Annotated in this window: 15 protein-coding genes, 1 tRNA gene and 1 pseudogene; 8 read left to right on the top strand and 9 right to left on the bottom strand. The window is 48.6% G+C overall.

Annotated features, from left to right (window positions below):
* Positions 1 to 101: 101 nt before the first annotated feature.
* From JVX88_RS08945 to JVX88_RS08965, 5 genes are all read right to left on the bottom strand, one after another.
* Positions 102 to 734 (bottom strand): hypothetical protein, encoded by a 633-nt coding sequence (locus JVX88_RS08945; protein WP_211626988.1) that lies wholly within the window; start codon positions 732 to 734, stop codon positions 102 to 104.
* Entirely contained in the window at positions 715 to 1,410 is a 696-nt protein-coding gene (locus JVX88_RS08950) for a hypothetical protein (RefSeq protein WP_211626989.1), read from the bottom strand. Before JVX88_RS08950 ends, JVX88_RS08945 begins: the two co-directional genes overlap by 20 nt.
* Positions 1,411 to 1,878: 468 nt before the next feature.
* A complete protein-coding gene (locus tag JVX88_RS08955; RefSeq protein WP_211626990.1) occupies positions 1,879 to 2,613 on the bottom strand; it encodes a FecR domain-containing protein in 735 nt (244 codons plus the stop codon).
* Positions 2,614 to 2,629: 16 nt separating this feature from the next.
* The gene (locus JVX88_RS08960) at positions 2,630 to 3,679 is read right to left on the bottom strand and encodes a TerC family protein (RefSeq protein ID WP_211626991.1); all 1,050 of its coding nucleotides are present in this window, start codon (positions 3,677 to 3,679) and stop codon (positions 2,630 to 2,632) included.
* Between the two features lie 97 nt (positions 3,680 to 3,776).
* Positions 3,777 to 4,256 (bottom strand): GAF domain-containing protein, encoded by a 480-nt coding sequence (locus JVX88_RS08965; protein ID WP_211626992.1) that lies wholly within the window; start codon positions 4,254 to 4,256, stop codon positions 3,777 to 3,779.
* A gap of 61 nt (positions 4,257 to 4,317) precedes the next feature.
* Between JVX88_RS08965 and crcB the strand changes: the two genes are divergently transcribed.
* The 5 genes from crcB to JVX88_RS08990 all read left to right on the top strand — a co-directional run bounded on the left by crcB (position 4,318) and on the right by JVX88_RS08990 (position 9,038).
* Positions 4,318 to 4,701, top strand: a complete 384-nt coding sequence (gene crcB / locus JVX88_RS08970) for a fluoride efflux transporter CrcB (RefSeq protein WP_211626993.1) — start codon at positions 4,318 to 4,320, stop codon at positions 4,699 to 4,701.
* 29 nt (positions 4,702 to 4,730) lie between these two features.
* Positions 4,731 to 6,077, top strand: coding sequence for a M20/M25/M40 family metallo-hydrolase (locus tag JVX88_RS08975; protein ID WP_211626994.1), 1,347 nt, complete (start codon positions 4,731 to 4,733; stop codon positions 6,075 to 6,077).
* A gap of 59 nt (positions 6,078 to 6,136) precedes the next feature.
* Positions 6,137 to 7,600 (top strand): tetratricopeptide repeat protein, encoded by a 1,464-nt coding sequence (locus JVX88_RS08980; RefSeq protein WP_211626995.1) that lies wholly within the window; start codon positions 6,137 to 6,139, stop codon positions 7,598 to 7,600.
* A gap of 207 nt (positions 7,601 to 7,807) precedes the next feature.
* Positions 7,808 to 8,245 (top strand): lamin tail domain-containing protein, encoded by a 438-nt coding sequence (locus JVX88_RS08985; protein ID WP_211626996.1) that lies wholly within the window; start codon positions 7,808 to 7,810, stop codon positions 8,243 to 8,245.
* The gene (locus tag JVX88_RS08990) at positions 8,187 to 9,038 is read left to right on the top strand and encodes an SLBB domain-containing protein (protein WP_211626997.1); all 852 of its coding nucleotides are present in this window, start codon (positions 8,187 to 8,189) and stop codon (positions 9,036 to 9,038) included. Before JVX88_RS08985 ends, JVX88_RS08990 begins: the two co-directional genes overlap by 59 nt.
* A gap of 32 nt (positions 9,039 to 9,070) precedes the next feature.
* Here JVX88_RS08990 and JVX88_RS08995 read toward each other — a convergent pair whose 3' ends face one another.
* The 4 genes from JVX88_RS08995 to JVX88_RS09010 form a co-directional block, all read right to left on the bottom strand.
* Complete coding sequence (locus tag JVX88_RS08995) at positions 9,071 to 10,963, bottom strand: AMP-dependent synthetase/ligase (protein WP_211626998.1); 1,893 nt, start codon at positions 10,961 to 10,963, stop codon at positions 9,071 to 9,073.
* Complete coding sequence (locus JVX88_RS09000; RefSeq protein WP_211626999.1) at positions 10,960 to 11,577, bottom strand: TetR/AcrR family transcriptional regulator; 618 nt, start codon at positions 11,575 to 11,577, stop codon at positions 10,960 to 10,962. Before JVX88_RS09000 ends, JVX88_RS08995 begins: the two co-directional genes overlap by 4 nt.
* Positions 11,578 to 11,755: 178 nt before the next feature.
* Positions 11,756 to 11,841, bottom strand: a tRNA-Ser gene (locus JVX88_RS09005).
* Positions 11,842 to 12,000: 159 nt separating this feature from the next.
* Entirely contained in the window at positions 12,001 to 12,510 is a 510-nt protein-coding gene (locus tag JVX88_RS09010; protein ID WP_211627000.1) for a TlpA family protein disulfide reductase, read from the bottom strand.
* 159 nt (positions 12,511 to 12,669) lie between these two features.
* Between JVX88_RS09010 and recF the strand changes: the two genes are divergently transcribed.
* The 3 genes and pseudogenes from recF (at position 12,670) to JVX88_RS09025 (ending at position 15,856) form a co-directional block, all read left to right on the top strand.
* Positions 12,670 to 13,806: a DNA replication/repair protein RecF gene (gene recF, locus JVX88_RS09015; RefSeq protein WP_211627001.1), complete on the top strand. Its 1,137-nt coding sequence runs from the start codon at positions 12,670 to 12,672 to the stop codon at positions 13,804 to 13,806.
* A 251-nt stretch (positions 13,807 to 14,057) separates the two neighbouring features.
* Positions 14,058 to 14,324: pseudogene (locus JVX88_RS09020) on the top strand (ATP-binding protein); the annotation flags it as partial.
* Between the two features lie 17 nt (positions 14,325 to 14,341).
* Positions 14,342 to 15,856 (top strand): tetratricopeptide repeat protein, encoded by a 1,515-nt coding sequence (locus JVX88_RS09025; RefSeq protein WP_211627002.1) that lies wholly within the window; start codon positions 14,342 to 14,344, stop codon positions 15,854 to 15,856.
* Positions 15,857 to 15,879 lie beyond the last annotated feature (23 nt).

The following is a 15,879-nucleotide window of genomic DNA, read 5'->3' on the forward strand; positions in this document are numbered from 1 at the left end:
CAATGACATCACCCGAAGAGAAATAGCCTTCTTCAAAGTAGTGTTACGGAAATGTTAACGTAATGTTACACCGTTTTCTAATCGGCAGGGCAGTCTTAATACTAGAACCCAAGAAAAAATGCACAAACCGTTAGAACGGTACCCAATGAGATAGGAAGATAATGTCTGATCTGAATCGAATGTCCGCCGGAGAGCAGCCTATAAGCAACGGCGAAAAGCGTGAAGGCGAAAAAACCGGACAGCCCGCCAAAGATCGCCCCTACGATACCGCCGATCAGAAATATGAATACTCCGCCAGCCGCACCTGAAATAATTCCCCAGGCAAGGCCGAGCAGCATCGAGCTTAGAATGAATCTGTTCCAGCCAAATTTTCTAAAGCTGAGTAACCTACGGCCAACCGCATATCCCGTAAACATACCGACCACTGCGGTCATAAATACTGCAAAACAGAGAACTATAATGAAAACGATGTCATTAGGAAGTGCGGACCTGCCAAACAATTCTTTCATCAATGAGAGCGGGCCAAGCGAACCAAGAAGAAGTCCGAAGTATGCAACGGCATCCGGTATCTGAATAGTTCGGTATCCCGTATTTCGCAAGTCTTCATCATCCTGTTGCTGTACAGGAAGTTTCCTTGTCTCCTCAAGCCGATTCATTTCGATGAGCCTCTCAAGCATTGGAGCATCGAAAGCTGGATCGTAAACTGGGTTACTCTCAGCACGCTTGAATGTCATGGTTTGCAACGTTCCCATTTCTTTGGTTCATAACTGCAATGTTCGAACATCTGACGTTATCCAACTCCGCTAACGAAGTTGCAAGCTCGATATCGTTTAACAGCTCGGCGACAGTCTTGGTGCCAACAAGGAGATCCGTTCCAACGAGATCAGTATCGCTAGCCAGCTCAATGAGCTCGCTTCTGGCGTCCATATGATGTCGGTTTCGCTTTGCAAGGTTGCGTCTCGAGAGACATTCTCGGCCTAGGGGGATGTTAGGATGCCCTGCCGCAACGAGAAACTCCGCAAAGTGGCCGCCAATGTTACTTGACCTCGTCTTTCCTGATGAAGAAGGAATATCGGCGGTTGCAAGATAACGATCAAGTGATCCTACAAACCTTTGTTCGTTCTTCTTCCCGGTTGAGAGCGCGTCGCGCCGGAGTCGTTCATACAATGAACGAGCTTCTTCGTTAAGAAATGAATCGGCAGATGATCTTTCGTCGAAGTAAATTTCAGATCTAGTCCTATTCAGAAGGTTATACAAAACGAAAGCTGCCGAGATAGGCCAGAGTATAAAGGCAGCAAGCGATCTGGAAAGACGCTTAGCACCCGGGCCGACCTCCAAACTGACGAAATTGTAAACACCAAATGGTGCTCCGAGTGCGAGATAGATGATCAAAGCGTCTAACATTGCCATCAATTCAGGATGGGCAAGCAGCGTGCCATTTGATGAGGGTTCGTGGTCAGGTGCTTCGACCGGTTTAATTGTTTGCAGGCAGGGAATTTACACGAAAGATTTTTGGAACTTTAATGATCACCGATTCGTTAAATGATTTGCACGATGCGAATTTGGCAAACCCTGATTTGCAATTTGCGAATCTAAATAAATGGTCAGCCAAGTGTTCCGAAACAATACGCAAAATCATTATATCTACCGCGTCTAGGTATTTGGTACGACATTTGCACTAGTCAATTTGCAGATACAAGCGGAATAATTCCGATCAGTTCGTAAACTTGCGTTTTATAGATCATAAACAAGGAGGTTGTGTACTGATGACTGAGAAGCTAAAAATTAAGGTCATAAAGAAAGGGTCAAAAGAGCCTGTAAAGTCGCAGGTAACAGATCGCCCGGCTGCAAAGCGTGCTGCCGCGCGACAGGTAATGTCTAACGTGACAAACTGGGTCTCTGACTTCCAGCAGCGTAAACGTGTTGAGACAAAAGCCGCTCTGGAACAGCTCTTCGGCCAGCAGCCGCGACCGACAGAATCGTAAGATCGAAGGCTTTACCAACGAGCCGCTTTCTGTATCGGCGTGGGAAAAGAAGCAAATGGCGACGCACTTGTGTCGCCTTTTTATTTTTGCTGCTGTCGGCATTAAAGCTTGCATCGGTCTGCGAACGCAGCTTTGTTTCCGAATCAAGCATTTCAACCACGTTCTCTGTATTCTCAGGCTGATCGTCTGTCCTTACATTCAACTGTCCATCATCCAGAGAAACGCGAACATTCCTTCCACCAAAAAGTGAAGAATTGTCTCGTATCACTACCGTGCTGTTCGGTCGTATCGTATAGATCGAGCCATCGATCATTTGAAGTGTTGCACGACCATCCGCAGGTGTTTGGATCGTATCACCTGCGGCAGCAAAAGTTTCTTTTGTAACTACGATCGTCTCACGTGTTGCCGCTCTTATAATGCGCACATCACCTTCAAACGATATTATCTTGGCTGCATCTTTCGGGGCGGTTGCCGTATCCACGGCCGCGAACCAATCCTTTTGTATCGCCCATTTCAATACACCAACAAAGCCTAAAGCGAAAATGACTAGCACGATAAGGTAGTAGATCGTACTACGGCGGATCTTCCACCAATCAATATAGAATTTCCTGTATTTATTCTGTGCCATCAAGTTCCAGGAAGACCTATGCAGAACGTTCATCAACTGCATGTTCTGATGTGCCGGCTGCATTCTTTTGGTTGGGCGGGAACAGGAGCGAAAGGATCACAGAGATCGCGATCGCTGTTACGACCACTCCAAGCGAAATGTTTACAACCTCTTCTTTGAACTCTCCGTTAAGGTAAAGGCGGATAAAGGAGCCGAGCGAGCCCTGCTCACCTGTAACGATTATCAATCCCTTTGCGATGAGTGGCAAGAGCATTTTTACGCCGATAAATGAGAGGATGAACGCCAGTCCGATCTTGAGGTAATGAAAACGGTCTGCGACATCTGCCAAAACAAAGAAGAATGTCCTTAAACCAAGGATCGCAAATATGTTTGATGTATAGACTATATAGCGGTCCGTAGTTATGCCGAATATTGCCGGTATGGAATCTACCGCAAAGATAACATCCGTGAATTCGACTACGATCAAGACCAACAATAGCAGCGTCCCCGTCCTTACACCATCCTTTTTGATTATGAATTTGTCTTCGTGGTATTCCTTGGTTATACGGATGTAGCGGGTTGCGAATTTAACAATGCCGCTTTCGGTTGGGTCAAAGCCTTCGTCCTCGCTTTTGAACATCTTCAAGCCCGTATAGAGAAGGAAGGCACCGAAAACGTAAATGATCCAATGGAAGCGGTCAACAAGTTCCGCACCGGCAAAGATCATTATCATGCGCATTATGAGTGCCCCCATGATGCCCCAGAAAAGAACTCGGTGCTGATACTGTTTCGGTACGCGAAAATATCCAAAGATCAAAAGGAAAACAAAAAGATTATCGACAGACAGCGATAGCTCTATCAAATAACCCGTAAAAAATACCTTTGCATGATTCAGTCCGAATTCGTACCAAAGAAAGGCGTTAAAGCCCAATGCCAAAGACACCCAAACGGCCGCCCAGGCAAAGGTCTCTTTTCGCGAAGGCGCGTGTGACTTTCGGTTGACAATACCGATATCGACAAACAAAGCCGAAAGTACGATCCCAAAGAAAAGAAGCCAGTGCCAAGTCTGATACTCGATAGGGTTCATAAAAAGAGAAAGCGAGCTGAAAATTAGCCGCAAACCTTAAAGTTTACAGGAATCAGGTCAGTCAAGCTATCAGAAATGCAGAAAGGTTTGTGATGAATCAATTGCGGAAGAGTTCAGCAATCGCTTCAAGGCCGGTTTTATCGTCTGGGCCGAAATCATCAAGCTGATCGCTGTCCACGTCAAGCACGCCAAAAGGCGTGCCTCTGCGGGCGAAAAGGGGGACGACGATCTCAGAACGTGAGGCAGAGCTACAGGCGATGTGTCCGGGGAATTCGTCAACGTTCGGGACGATGAGAGTTTCTCTTTTAGCGAAAGCGGTACCGCAAACGCCTTCGCCTATTTTTATACGTGTGCAGGCAAGGGTTCCCTGAAACGGTCCGAGGACGAGTTCTCCGTCTTTCTCAAGGTAAAAACCTACCCAGAAAAAACCGAAAGCTTCTCTCAAAACTGCGGCGGTGTTTGCCAAATTGGCGACAAGGTCAGATTCGGCCCCAATAAGCGCACGAATTTGCGGCAGCAATTCCGCGTAGATGGTGGCTCGGCTGGCTGAAGGGGTGAAGGCTATGCTCTCTGCCATAGTGATGATATTATCGCCGCATAGCCGAATACGGCAATTCCTCTAGGAAAGAGTGTCTGATATGGAAGCGGTTTCAAAGGTACTTGCGGTGGCTGCGGGCGGAGCGTTTGGTTCCGTTGCTCGCTACCTCCTTAATCTTTCACCGCTTTCGTCAGTTTTCGATCGGTTCCCTTTTCCGACCTTCGTAATAAATGTTCTCGGTTCATTTCTGATCGGACTATTCCTGATCCTTTTGACTGACCGTTTCGAGGTATCGGATACATTTCGGTTGGCCGTAACGGTCGGCTTTATCGGAGCCTTCACCACATTCTCTACCTTTGAGATGGAGATATACGGCCTGATCCGCGAGGGCCACAGCTTGGTCGCGACAGGGTATATCATCATAAGCCTGGCTACCGGTTTTCTTGGGCTTTTGTTTGGCATCTGGCTTGGACGGCAGTTTTAAGCTCGATGCACTAGAATTTTGATCTTTCTATGTTCCTCAAATTTATATCAGTTTCGTTGTTGCTTTCAATTGGGGTTGTTAGTGAGGCTCGATCCCAGCGGCCAGACCCTGTGATCACAGAGATGCTCAAGGAAGTTTCGTCTGCCCGGATCGAGGCTGACATTAAAAAGCTTGAATCATTCGGAACGCGAAACACGCTGTCCGCTCAGGACGATCCCAAACGCGGCATAGGTGCCGCCCGTGATTGGATCTACGAGGAGTTCAGGCGAATAAGCGAGGCCTGCGCCGGGTGTCTCACGGTAGAAAAGCAGAGCTTTACTCAGCCGGTGGCGCAGCGCATTCCACAACCAACGGTCATCACTAACGTTTTCGCAACGCTAAAAGGAACAACGGATCCGGAACGATTCTATGTTGTCTCAGGACATTACGATTCTATGTGTACTTCGCCGACTGATGCGGAATGTGACGCTCCCGGAGCGAATGATGACGCATCGGGGACGGCTGCCGTTATTGAGATGGCTAGGGTAATGTCGAAACGAAAGTTCGATGCAAGCATTATCTTTATGGCGGTTGCGGGCGAAGAACAGGGCTTGCTCGGGGCAAGGTATTTTGCAACACAGGCGGCCGAGAGAAAGATGAATATAGAGGCGATGTTCACGAATGATATCGTAGGCGGCGTAACGACAAAAAAGAACTCGCCAGATCGCAACAAGGTGCGTGTATTTGCCGAGGGCGTTCCTTCTAATGAGACCGAACAGCAGGCCGCGACCCGCCGGAGCGTCGGAGGCGAGAACGATTCGCCGGCTCGTCAGCTAGCAAGATATATTTTCGAAACGGCGGAGATGTATTCGCCGGACTTCGGCGTTATGATGATCTATCGGCGTGACCGCTACGGACGCGGCGGAGATCATATCCCGTTCCTTGAGAATGGTTTTGCGGCGGTTCGTTTTACGGAACCGAACGAAGATTATGACCACCAGCACCAGAACGTGCGAACGGTAGATGGGAAATTTTACGGTGATACGAGCGAATACGTAGATTTTGATTATGTTGCCCGGGTTACACGCATAAATGCAGCAAGCCTTGCACGGCTTGCGCTCGCTCCGGCAAAGCCGAGGAATGTTGGCATAGTAACCGCGCGGCTTGGAAATGACACGGAACTAAAATGGGATGCGTCGCAGGATGCGGACATCGCAGGCTACGAGATAGTCTGGCGCGACACTACCGCTGCTACATGGACAAATTCGCGTTTTATCGGGAACGTGACGAGCTATGTAATGAAGGATATGTCGAAAGACAATGTTTTCTTCGGCGTGCGTGCTGTTGACAAGAGCGGCAATAAAAGTCCGGTTGTTTATCCGCGGCCCACGCGGTGAATGGACGCAAGATAGTTTTTCGATAGCGTTCTCCGGATAGATGGAGGTTTCAAGTGAAAATGAGTATCGATGGAAAGAATCTGATATGTTTTGCGTTTGCGATCGGCCTTTTGTTTGGTGACGCCGCGTTTGCCCAGACAGCCGGCGGCGGCCGTGCTGATCCTGAGCCGACACGCGCAGATACGCGGGTTCGGCGTTCAACAAAACCGGTTGTTAGGCGCACACCACCAAAGCGCGTAGTTCCGGCAGCGCGTACGGCAGAATCCTATCAGGCTGAAGGTGACAAGTTCTACGACTCAGGCGATCACGACAGCGCATTGGCTGCATATGAGGCGGCCGTAAAGATCAAACCACTTCTTAAATCGCTCTATCGTATTGGTTGGATCTACAACGAGTTCGAAGAATATCAAAAAGCGCTTCTGGCACTGGACCGGGCTGCCGCTATCGGGCCAAACGAATCTGCTATTTTCCTTGAGATAGGATATGCACATCGAAGATTGAAACAGAATGACAAGGCTGCCGCAGCATTGAAGCGTTCGCTTGCCCTTAACCCGAATTCCGCAATTGCGAATTACGAATTGGGATCTCTCTACAATGACCTCGGGCAGTATCGCGACGCGATACCGCTATTGAATGCCTCGATCGCCAACCGCACTGATCATTCAGACACTTATGAAGAGCTAGGTTTTGCACAGCGGAAGCTTGGGATGAACAACGAGGCCATTGCTTCTTATCGCCGTGCTATCCAGCTTGATCCGCAGAACACCGGAGCCTTGATGGGGCTTGGTGATGCCTATTTTTATGGCACGAAGCAGAACCGCGAGGCGATCGCTGCATATGTTGAAGGGCTGAGGCTTTCGCCAGCGAACTATATCGCTGCGCATAACGTGGCCTATGCGTATAACGAGATCGGGAACTACAACGAAGCCATTAAATGGGCCGCAGAAGCTCTGAAACACAAGCGCGATTATTATCAGGCCCATGCCGAAACCGGCTATGCCTACCTAAAACTCGGCCAGGGCGATAACGCGATTGCCGCGTATCGCAGAGCTTTGCAGATCAAGCCCGACCACGCGGCCTCACATTTTGGTATCGGTGATGTCTATTTTGAATCTCTAAAGGACTATCCGATGGCCTTGGCGAATTATACCCGTGGGCTTCAGTATAACCCTGAAAACCAAGGAGCACTGTATCGCTCCGGTTGGTGTTACAACAATCAGCAACGTTATCAGGAAGCGATAACTACACTGACAAAGCTGCTGGAGATCAACTCACAGCCAGCGCACTATCATCGCGAGATCGCCTATTCCTATTGGAAATCCGGACGGACAGCAGAGGCGATGACAACCCTTAACCGTGCGATCCAGCTGAATCGGGATGAGGGAGTTTCGTATTACTATCTCGGCTTGATCTATGTTGAGCAGCGAAATCGGGACGCCGCTACGCGAATGCACCGAGAGCTTGTAAGGTTGAATTCACCGAACGCGCAGGCATTGCTTGAACAGATAAACAGGCTACGATAAGAATTTCGTTCCGGGGTTTTGATCTTAAAAGACGGACCGTTACACGGTCCAATCTATACCCGCGGCAAGGGCGCAATTGCTCAATGTAATTAGTTGAGATATTAAATCGAAACTAAATATTGCTGCCGCGGGCGCGGAATTTTTGCTGTTCTGTGCTAAAAATAAGGTTTGTCCAACAACGTATCGTTTTTGCATAGGCGGTGGTAGATGCGAACCTTATTTGCGCAGGCATTTCTTGCAGTAACTTTGATCTTTGCGGCGGTCGCGGTCGGTCCTGATGTAGTATCGGCTGCAGACGACGCCCTTGTTTCCCCGAATGTTGTCATAAGCCAGGCATTTGGCGGCGGCGGTTCCGCTAGTGCGCCGTTCACGCACGATTTCGTCGAGCTTTTTAATCGCGGGACTGAACCCGTGAACCTAAGCGGTTGGTCGGTTCAATATGCTTCCGCCTCCGGTTCTAATTGGCTGCCGGCATTTCCGCTTCCGAATTTCAATCTTCAACCCGGCCAATACTTTCTGATCCAGTTTGCCTCAAATGGAACGGTTGGTAACCCGCTTCCGACGCCGGATTTTGTCGCGCCCGTTCTTGATCCGGAAGGTTTTATCCCAAACCTTTCTGCGACGGGATTTTGTCGGCACTATTGATGAGGACGGAAAGCTTGAGGTGCCTTTCTTTGATGGAAAGCCCATAGATGCGAAATGCAAGACCGAGCGTGAACTTCGGGCGGAAATGACAGAGCTTCTGAAGAAATACCTACGGTCGCCGCAAGTAAGCGTTCGAGTAACGAAACGAAACAGCCGTCCGCCGGTAAGTATTTATGGCGAGGTCCGCCAGCAGCAGCAGGTTGACCTTACGCGAAGGGCATATCTGCTTGAGCTGATCTCATTTGCGGGAGGTGAAACAGACAAGGCTGGCGGAATGGTCCAAGTCTTTAGAACCCGCCCGCCGATGTGTACCGAACGCACCGACGACGGAAATTGGGGAGCGAACGGAACAGATGTTCCTTCAAGGATGTACAGCCTTGCAGCGCTTCGTCAGGGTCGCGATGAAGCAAATCCGGAGATATTTCCCGGTGACATCATTGTTGTTCAGAAGGCTTCACCTGTTTATGTTACCGGCGAAGTGATGAAGCCCGGCGAGCTTGACATTCCTGAAGGTGGTCTTCCGCTTACCCAGGCAATCGCGATGGCTGCCGGATTTAGCCGTGAGGCCAAGAAGAAAGATGTTCGCGTACTCAGGCGAAAGACCGGATCTCCGGATTTTGATATTATCATTGCGAATTACGACCTGATCCGAAAGGGCGAGCAGGAAGACCTGATGCTCAGGCCGTTTGATATTGTCGAGGTTGGCAAAGCAAGCAAATCGTTCGGACAAATAATGCTTGAAGCCGTTACGGGAATACCGAGCCGGATACCGATCCCGATAAGGCCGCTATAATATGTTAAGGTAAGTTAATCGAAAACCTGTGTTCATTCGGACACGGGTTTTTCATTCTCTGCATTTTCGTATATGCGATCGATAACGTCCCGATATTTTTCATCTACGATCCTGCGTTTGACCTTTAGTGTTGGGGTAAGCTCTCCGCCTTCGATCGATAATTCTTTTTCAAGCAAGGCGATCCGCTTTACTTTCTCATATTTTGAAAGCCCTTCGGTATATTGTGCGATCTGACGTTCGATCAGGTCGATTATCTTTGGATCCGCGCAAAACTCTTTCTCGGTCAAAAGCTTTAGCCCTTTGTGCTTAGCGTAGGAGCGAAGCATCTCAAAGTTTGGGACTACAAGGGCCGCCGGGAACTTCCGCTCGCTGCCTATCAAAACAACCTGGCTGACGAATCGTGAAGCCTTTATCATTTGCTCTATCGGCGAAGGGGCAATGTACTTGCCGCCTGATGTCTTAAAAAGTTCTTTCTTGCGGTCGGTTATCTTTAGGAATCCGTCCGAATCAAGCGTGCCGATGTCACCGGTCCTGAACCAGCCGTCTTCCGTAAAGGCATCGCGGGTCGCATCGGGTTTATTGTAATAACCGAGCATCACGCCGGGACCCGTTGTCTCGATCTCGCCATCTTCAGCGATACGCACCTGCATATTTCGGATGGGTTTTCCGACCGTTCCAAGCCGCTTGGAGAACGGGTTGTTTGACGTGATCACCGGTGATGTCTCCGTAAGTCCATACCCCTGCATTATCGGTATTCCTGCGCCGGTAAAGATCAAATAGATGTCGTCAGAAAGAGCCGCTCCGCCGGTAATGCACATCCGCAGATTTCCACCAAAGAAATCCCGGAGCTTTGCATAGATCAGCTTGTCCGCAAGGGCGTGCTTCAGCCTGAGTGACATACCCGGTGCGGTTCCAGTCTCGTTTGAAAATGCGTATTTCTTTGCGGTTTCGATGGCCCAGTCAAAAATCTTCTCTTTAAGTCCTGCGGAATGGGCTGCTTTAAGCTTTGCCTTTGCATACACCTTCTCGAATATCCGAGGAACTCCTATCAATATGGTCGGCTTTACCTCCGAAAGATTCTCCGGCACCTTTTCGATAGCCTCCGCGTAATAGACAGACATCCCATTGTGAATGTAAAGATACATCGCAGAACGTTCGAAGATATGAGAAAGCGGCAATACGGAAAGACATACGTCATGCTCCGTAAAATCATATCGTTCGCAGCAATCTATGACATTCGAAACGATGTTCTCGTGCGTTAGCATCACGCCCTTTGGCTCACCCGTCGTGCCGCTGGTGTAAATAAGCGTTGCAACGTCGCTGGGTCGTATGCTGCTTGCCATCTCTGCAAGTTTTCGGCGAACCTCATGTTCCGCTTCAGCTCGGAGATGCAAGAAACGCTCGAATGCGAGCGATTTGGCAATATCCTCTGTTCCTGTCGGGTCAAAGAAAACTATCTTTTCCAGGTGCTTGCATTCGGGAAGGATCGATCCGATCGCGTCATACATACTCCGATCACCAATGAACAGGACGCGTGCACCCGAATCATTTAGGATGTAGGCAACGGATGCAGGAGCAAGAGTTGTATAGATCGGAACATCAATGATCCCAGCGAATTGGCATCCGGCATCGGTCAATGTCCAGCTCGGAGAGTTCGGTGCGAATATAGCGACGCGATCTCCGGGGTCGATGCCGAGCGAAAAAAGTGACAACGCGACCTGTTCGGCAATCTTGATCATCTCGCTCGATGAAATATGATTCCACCGGCCGTCGCTTTTGTAATTAAGGGCATCGGAAAGATCAAACTTTGCGGCGGCCCGTCGGATAAGCTCGGCAAGATTTGCGGGTTCATCAGCGTGCAGCGGTTCACCGCGGCCGATAGGTCGTCGCGGAGAAATAAAACTGTTTCCGGGTATCTTGCTCATAAAGCCCCGATACCTCCAAGAAATACTTTCATTACTTCATCGGCCATCGGACGCAGCTGATAAGATTTTTTCGAAAGTATCCAGTTCGTTACCATTTCATCGAGAGCGCCGTAAAAGATCTTAGCTGCAACTACGGGCTTGATATCATTGCGAAATTCACCCGAAAGTTGGCCTTGCTCGATCGTTGCACGAATTATTCCCAGATATTCTGCAAACCCGGCCGCAGAGAATTCACGCATGAACTTTGTCGAACCTCGCAGTTCAACCTGAAAAACTATTGCAAGTTCGCGGTCGGCCCCGAGCTTTTCCAAATGCAATTCAGCGATCTTATTCAGTTTCGCTTCAGGAGAAGAGATGGTTGAAAGTTCACGACGGCCTTCCTCAATGAACTCTGCCATCGCGCGGTCAAATATCGAGCGGAGTATCTCATCTTTACTTTTGAAGTAAAGATATACCGTGCCATCCGCAATGCCTGCTTGTTTAGCTATGTCCGCTACCTTTGAATTAAAAAAACCCTTTTCTGCGAAGACCTTTATTGCGGCGCGGTGTATCGCTTCGCGCTTATCCGAAATACTTGGCCGGGTGGCAATTGCGTTCTTTGGAACTCGATTCATTCTGCGGAGAAAAAGCAAAGGCTGTCACTAAGATCCCAGGTCCCAGCCAAAAATAGCTATGAATGAACACTCATTCATAATTTATAACATTCTGAATATTTCAGCAAGAAAGACGTTGCAGAGGAGGACATATTGTAACTGCAATAAAAGCGAAGCAACAATTTATCAGTCAAAACAATGGCGGAGGGGACAGGACTCGAACCTGCAAGCGGTTTCCCGCGGTAGTTTTCAAGACTACTGCCTTACCAATTAGGCTACCCCTCCGGGATGGTGGCGGTAAACAGACGCCGTGCGAAACGGCGAAAGGAAACTATATCGTAAAGCCCGCCCGCTCGACAACCCAAAACCGCAAAAGAAAAAGCCCGGCCGTTTTGCGTCCGGCCGGGTTAAAGGAGTAAAGAGAGAAGATCCCCCTTCTGGCGTTCATTCTGATCGAAGAAGTCTAGATATCTGTGAATCGAGCTTGACGGATTTATCCCATCCATCATCGCGAAGCTCGATGCGGCCGCTCTTGCCAATAAGGAAATAGGCCGGAAATCCCATGTTTATCCGTCCACCTGCATCCATATCGGCATATTTCAGCACCACACCGAAGCTGTTCGGCACGATCTCAAAATCAAATCTATTCTTCCTAAGATATGGTTCGAGCCGCGTTTCATTTTCCATTGTCAGGGCGAGGAATACGACGTCCTGGCCTTGATAGCGGGCGGCGATCTGGTTGAGTTTTGGTATCTCGTTATGGCAAATGATGCATTTTGTTGACCAAAACGTTAGTACAACAACTTTTCCCTGCAGCTCAGACAGGCTAACTGCTTTTCCATCAAGAGTTTGAGCATTGAACTCCGGCGCTGGCTGGCCCGGCTTCAGTTGCTGCTGTGCGACTGAGACCACAGATAGCCATACGATAAGAATAGATAGTTGTAGAAGACGCATGCTCGATGCGTGGGAGGAGTTTAGTAATGTTAAAGAGAGTTTAACACCCTCTAATTTAAACATATTGCGAATCAGCAACTACTCCAGAAAATGCGCGGACAATTTTGGTATCCTCCATCACAGATGAGTTCAGTTATGGCAGCGTGATAGAATCAAATCATGCTCTTAGAGCACATCAGCGCCGAAAAACTCCGTAATTTAGGGGGGAGAATTGGTCTCGGGCCGGGGCTTAATATCCTCGTTGGCGAGAATGGACAGGGCAAGACAAATTGGCTTGAGGCCATATTCATCTTAGCAAATGCCCGGTCATTCAAAACCGCAAAACTTAACGAGGCGGTCAGATTCGGCGAAGATCTTGGGGTAGTTCGTGGGCGAGTACGCCGATCTGAAGAGATCCGTCGCGAACTTCAGGTCGCGATAGACAGAAATATAAAGATTTTGTCGGTAAATGGCAAGCGCATTTCATCTTCTGATTACCTTGGCGAGCTGCATGCTGTAATGTTCAATTCGGAAACGCTCCAGATTGTCCGCGGGGGGCCGGAAGAACGCAGAAAGTATTTGGATGAATGCATTGCAGGCGTTCATCCGCCTTATGTTCGCACCCTCGGAGATCATACACGCGTGTTAAAGCAGCGAAACTCTTTGCTTCAGAATGCCCGGGACAAGGAGTTTTCTTTAGAAAGGATCGCGGAACTGCTCGAACCTTGGAATGAACAGCTCACGATACTTTCAGAAAAGATACATCGCGCCCGAATACGAATGGTCGAACGATTGAACCAAAACCTTGAGGATGACCCATTTGGTAGCGAAAAGATCTTTCTTCGATACGCATCTTCCCTGGAAGGGAAAGGTGATCTTGCTGATTATAAAGCACTTATTTCCGAGCGACTCAGGCTCCGAGTGCAGGCCGAACTTGCCGCCGGATACTCCTTGATCGGACCGCACCGTGACGAGCTTGAAATAACTGCGGATGGAAGAGAGCTGCGGAAATTTGGGTCTTCGGGTCAGCAGCGGTCGGCAATGCTTCGGCTACAACTGGCAAATATCGCAGTTTTCCAATCGATTCATAATGAGTTTCCTTTGTTCCTTTTAGACGATATTGATGCAGAGCTCGATTATCGCCGAATAGGTCGGTTGTTCGAATATCTTGAAGGTAAGACCCAGACCGTCATTACCACGTCAAAAGAAAGCATGGTAAGCCAATTTGGTACAAAAGGAGCCGTTATGGATGTGGTTTCCGGACGCTCTGCCGCCCGCCATAAAATGGCCGCTTCAGGCCCTTCCCCATTAACGTAAATAGCAGAACAAATGGTATAATTATTATTTCGGGAAGAGCGCTATTTTTGATCCGTCAAGCCCGCTCAATTCCGGCATCAGAGGTACAAATTCCGCAAGCTTAAAGACGTTTGACCGGTAAAAGATGATGATCAAGGTGTTTATTCGATCCTAAGTTCTTTTCCGGACGGGGCAAAGCGGTGCCCGCACATAAAGGGCTTTTTCGTAAGGGTCGGAGATCTCCCAGTAAAGGCAACAGAGGTTAATTAAAATTGGCTAAAGCAAAAACAGATTACGGGGCAGATGCCATTACAGTATTAGAAGGCCGAGACGCAGTAAGAAAGCGTCCGGCGATGTATATCGGTTCTACCGGCGACCTGGGACTTCACCACTTAGTTTATGAGGTTGTTGATAATTCGGTTGACGAGGCCCTTGCTGGTTACTGTGACACGATCGAGGTTACGATCCATATGGATAATTCGATCACCGTTGTTGATAACGGCCGCGGTATCCCAACAGATATTCACAAACAGGAAGGCCGCTCGGCAGCGGCGAAGTGATTCGCCTGAATCCTGAAGATGCCTCTATCTACAATCGGCGAGGAAATGTCTATTATGCACAAGGAAACTATGATGCAGCAATTGCTGACTATAATGAAGCGATTCGCCTTGCCCCTGAGGATGCTGTGTTCTACTCTAATCGAGCCAACACTCGTTACAAACAGCAAGACTATGCAGGGGCCATCGAAGATTACAGCGAAGCAATTCGTCTTGACCCCAACAATGCAGAATTGTATGTGAAGCGGGCAGATACTTGGACGCTTCGGAAGAACTATGTTGAGGCAATTTCAGATTTAGATGAGGCTCTTCGCCTTGATCCTGAGCAGGCTTATCTTTACCGCACCTATCGGGGCCTAGTTCGCCATCAGCAGCAAGACTATGCTGGAGCAATGGTTGACTTCAACGAAGCCCTGCGCCTTCCTGGTGAACAGACTGAGGATGCCCTAGCCTATAATGGACGGGGAAATGTCTATGATGCTCAGAAAGAGTATGACAAAGCGATTGCTGACTATAATGAAGCGATTCGCCTTGCCCCTGAGAATGCTGTGCTCTACTCTAATCGAGCCAACACTCGTTACAAACAGCAAGACTATGCAGGGGCCATCGAAGATTACAGCGAAGCAATTCGTCGTGTGCCTGAGTCTGCACAATACTACAACGCACGAGGATTAGCGTATCGAGATCAAGGTGATCTAACCGCAGCTATTGCAGACTTTACTAGAGCCATTGAGTTAGAGCCTAGAAATACCTCTTCTTATGGCAACAGAGTTGTAGCTTACTTCAATCAGGAAAACTATGCAGGGGCAGTGAACGATTTAACTGAAATGATTCGTTTATCTCCTGAACTTCCTCCTACTAGCATGGCTCAACTCTACTTTTTCCGAGGAAGAGCATACGCTCTTCAGCAGGATTATCCGAGCGCAATTCAAGATTTTAACCAAGCAATTAGCCTTTACCCTGATTATGCTGATGCTTATAAAGCACGAGGTGATGTTCGCAGAAGTTTGGACGAACATGAGGCTGCTATTGCAGATTATGATCAGGCATTGAGCTATCTAGTTTTCTCTGGTATTGGAGTTCAGTTTGACAGTTCTCCGGATGGAGGCTTGATGGCTACCCAAGTTTTTGCCAATTCTCCAGCATCGAGGGAAGGCGTCCGAGTTGGTGAGCAAATCTTGGCGGTTAATGGTGTTTCTACTCTTGGCATCAATACGCAAGAAGAACAGAATCAGTTAATCAACAGTCAAATTCGCAATCCAGCCATTTCTCAGGTCACTTTACAGATTAGACGTGAAGGCGGGAATGAGTTGGAAATTAAGTTAACTAAGGCACAAATTACTAGCCCTGCTGCCGCTGAAGTCTACAACAGTCGAGGGCTATCTCGTGCTGCCTTAGGAATAACGGACGGAGCCATCGCAGATTTGCAGGAAGCGGCGCGGCTCTTTCAAGAGCAAGATAATATGGAACAGTATCAATTGGCACAAGACAAAATCAGGGAGTTGCAGCAGTAGGTTCAATCAGTTCAGATTAATTT

Source organism: Leptolyngbya sp. 7M, from assembly GCF_018128485.1.

What these genes read in the sequence shown, in the direction of transcription:
- JVX88_RS08965 (WP_211626992.1), bottom strand. Translation starts at nt 4,256, where the DNA reads ATGGCAGAGAGCATAGCCTTCACCCCTTCAGCCAGCCGAGCCACCATC.
- JVX88_RS08950 (WP_211626989.1), bottom strand. Translation starts at nt 1,410, where the DNA reads ATGGCAATGTTAGACGCTTTGATCATCTATCTCGCACTCGGAGCACCA.
- JVX88_RS08975 (WP_211626994.1), top strand. Translation starts at nt 4,731, where the DNA reads ATGTTCCTCAAATTTATATCAGTTTCGTTGTTGCTTTCAATTGGGGTT.
- JVX88_RS08980 (WP_211626995.1), top strand. Translation starts at nt 6,137, where the DNA reads ATGAGTATCGATGGAAAGAATCTGATATGTTTTGCGTTTGCGATCGGC.
- JVX88_RS09000 (WP_211626999.1), bottom strand. Translation starts at nt 11,577, where the DNA reads ATGAATCGAGTTCCAAAGAACGCAATTGCCACCCGGCCAAGTATTTCG.
- JVX88_RS08995 (WP_211626998.1), bottom strand. Translation starts at nt 10,963, where the DNA reads ATGAGCAAGATACCCGGAAACAGTTTTATTTCTCCGCGACGACCTATC.
- JVX88_RS08945 (WP_211626988.1), bottom strand. Translation starts at nt 734, where the DNA reads ATGACATTCAAGCGTGCTGAGAGTAACCCAGTTTACGATCCAGCTTTC.
- JVX88_RS08960 (WP_211626991.1), bottom strand. Translation starts at nt 3,679, where the DNA reads ATGAACCCTATCGAGTATCAGACTTGGCACTGGCTTCTTTTCTTTGGG.
- crcB (WP_211626993.1), top strand. Translation starts at nt 4,318, where the DNA reads ATGGAAGCGGTTTCAAAGGTACTTGCGGTGGCTGCGGGCGGAGCGTTT.
- JVX88_RS08955 (WP_211626990.1), bottom strand. Translation starts at nt 2,613, where the DNA reads ATGGCACAGAATAAATACAGGAAATTCTATATTGATTGGTGGAAGATC.
- recF (WP_211627001.1), top strand. Translation starts at nt 12,670, where the DNA reads ATGCTCTTAGAGCACATCAGCGCCGAAAAACTCCGTAATTTAGGGGGG.
- JVX88_RS09010 (WP_211627000.1), bottom strand. Translation starts at nt 12,510, where the DNA reads ATGCGTCTTCTACAACTATCTATTCTTATCGTATGGCTATCTGTGGTC.
- JVX88_RS08985 (WP_211626996.1), top strand. Translation starts at nt 7,808, where the DNA reads ATGCGAACCTTATTTGCGCAGGCATTTCTTGCAGTAACTTTGATCTTT.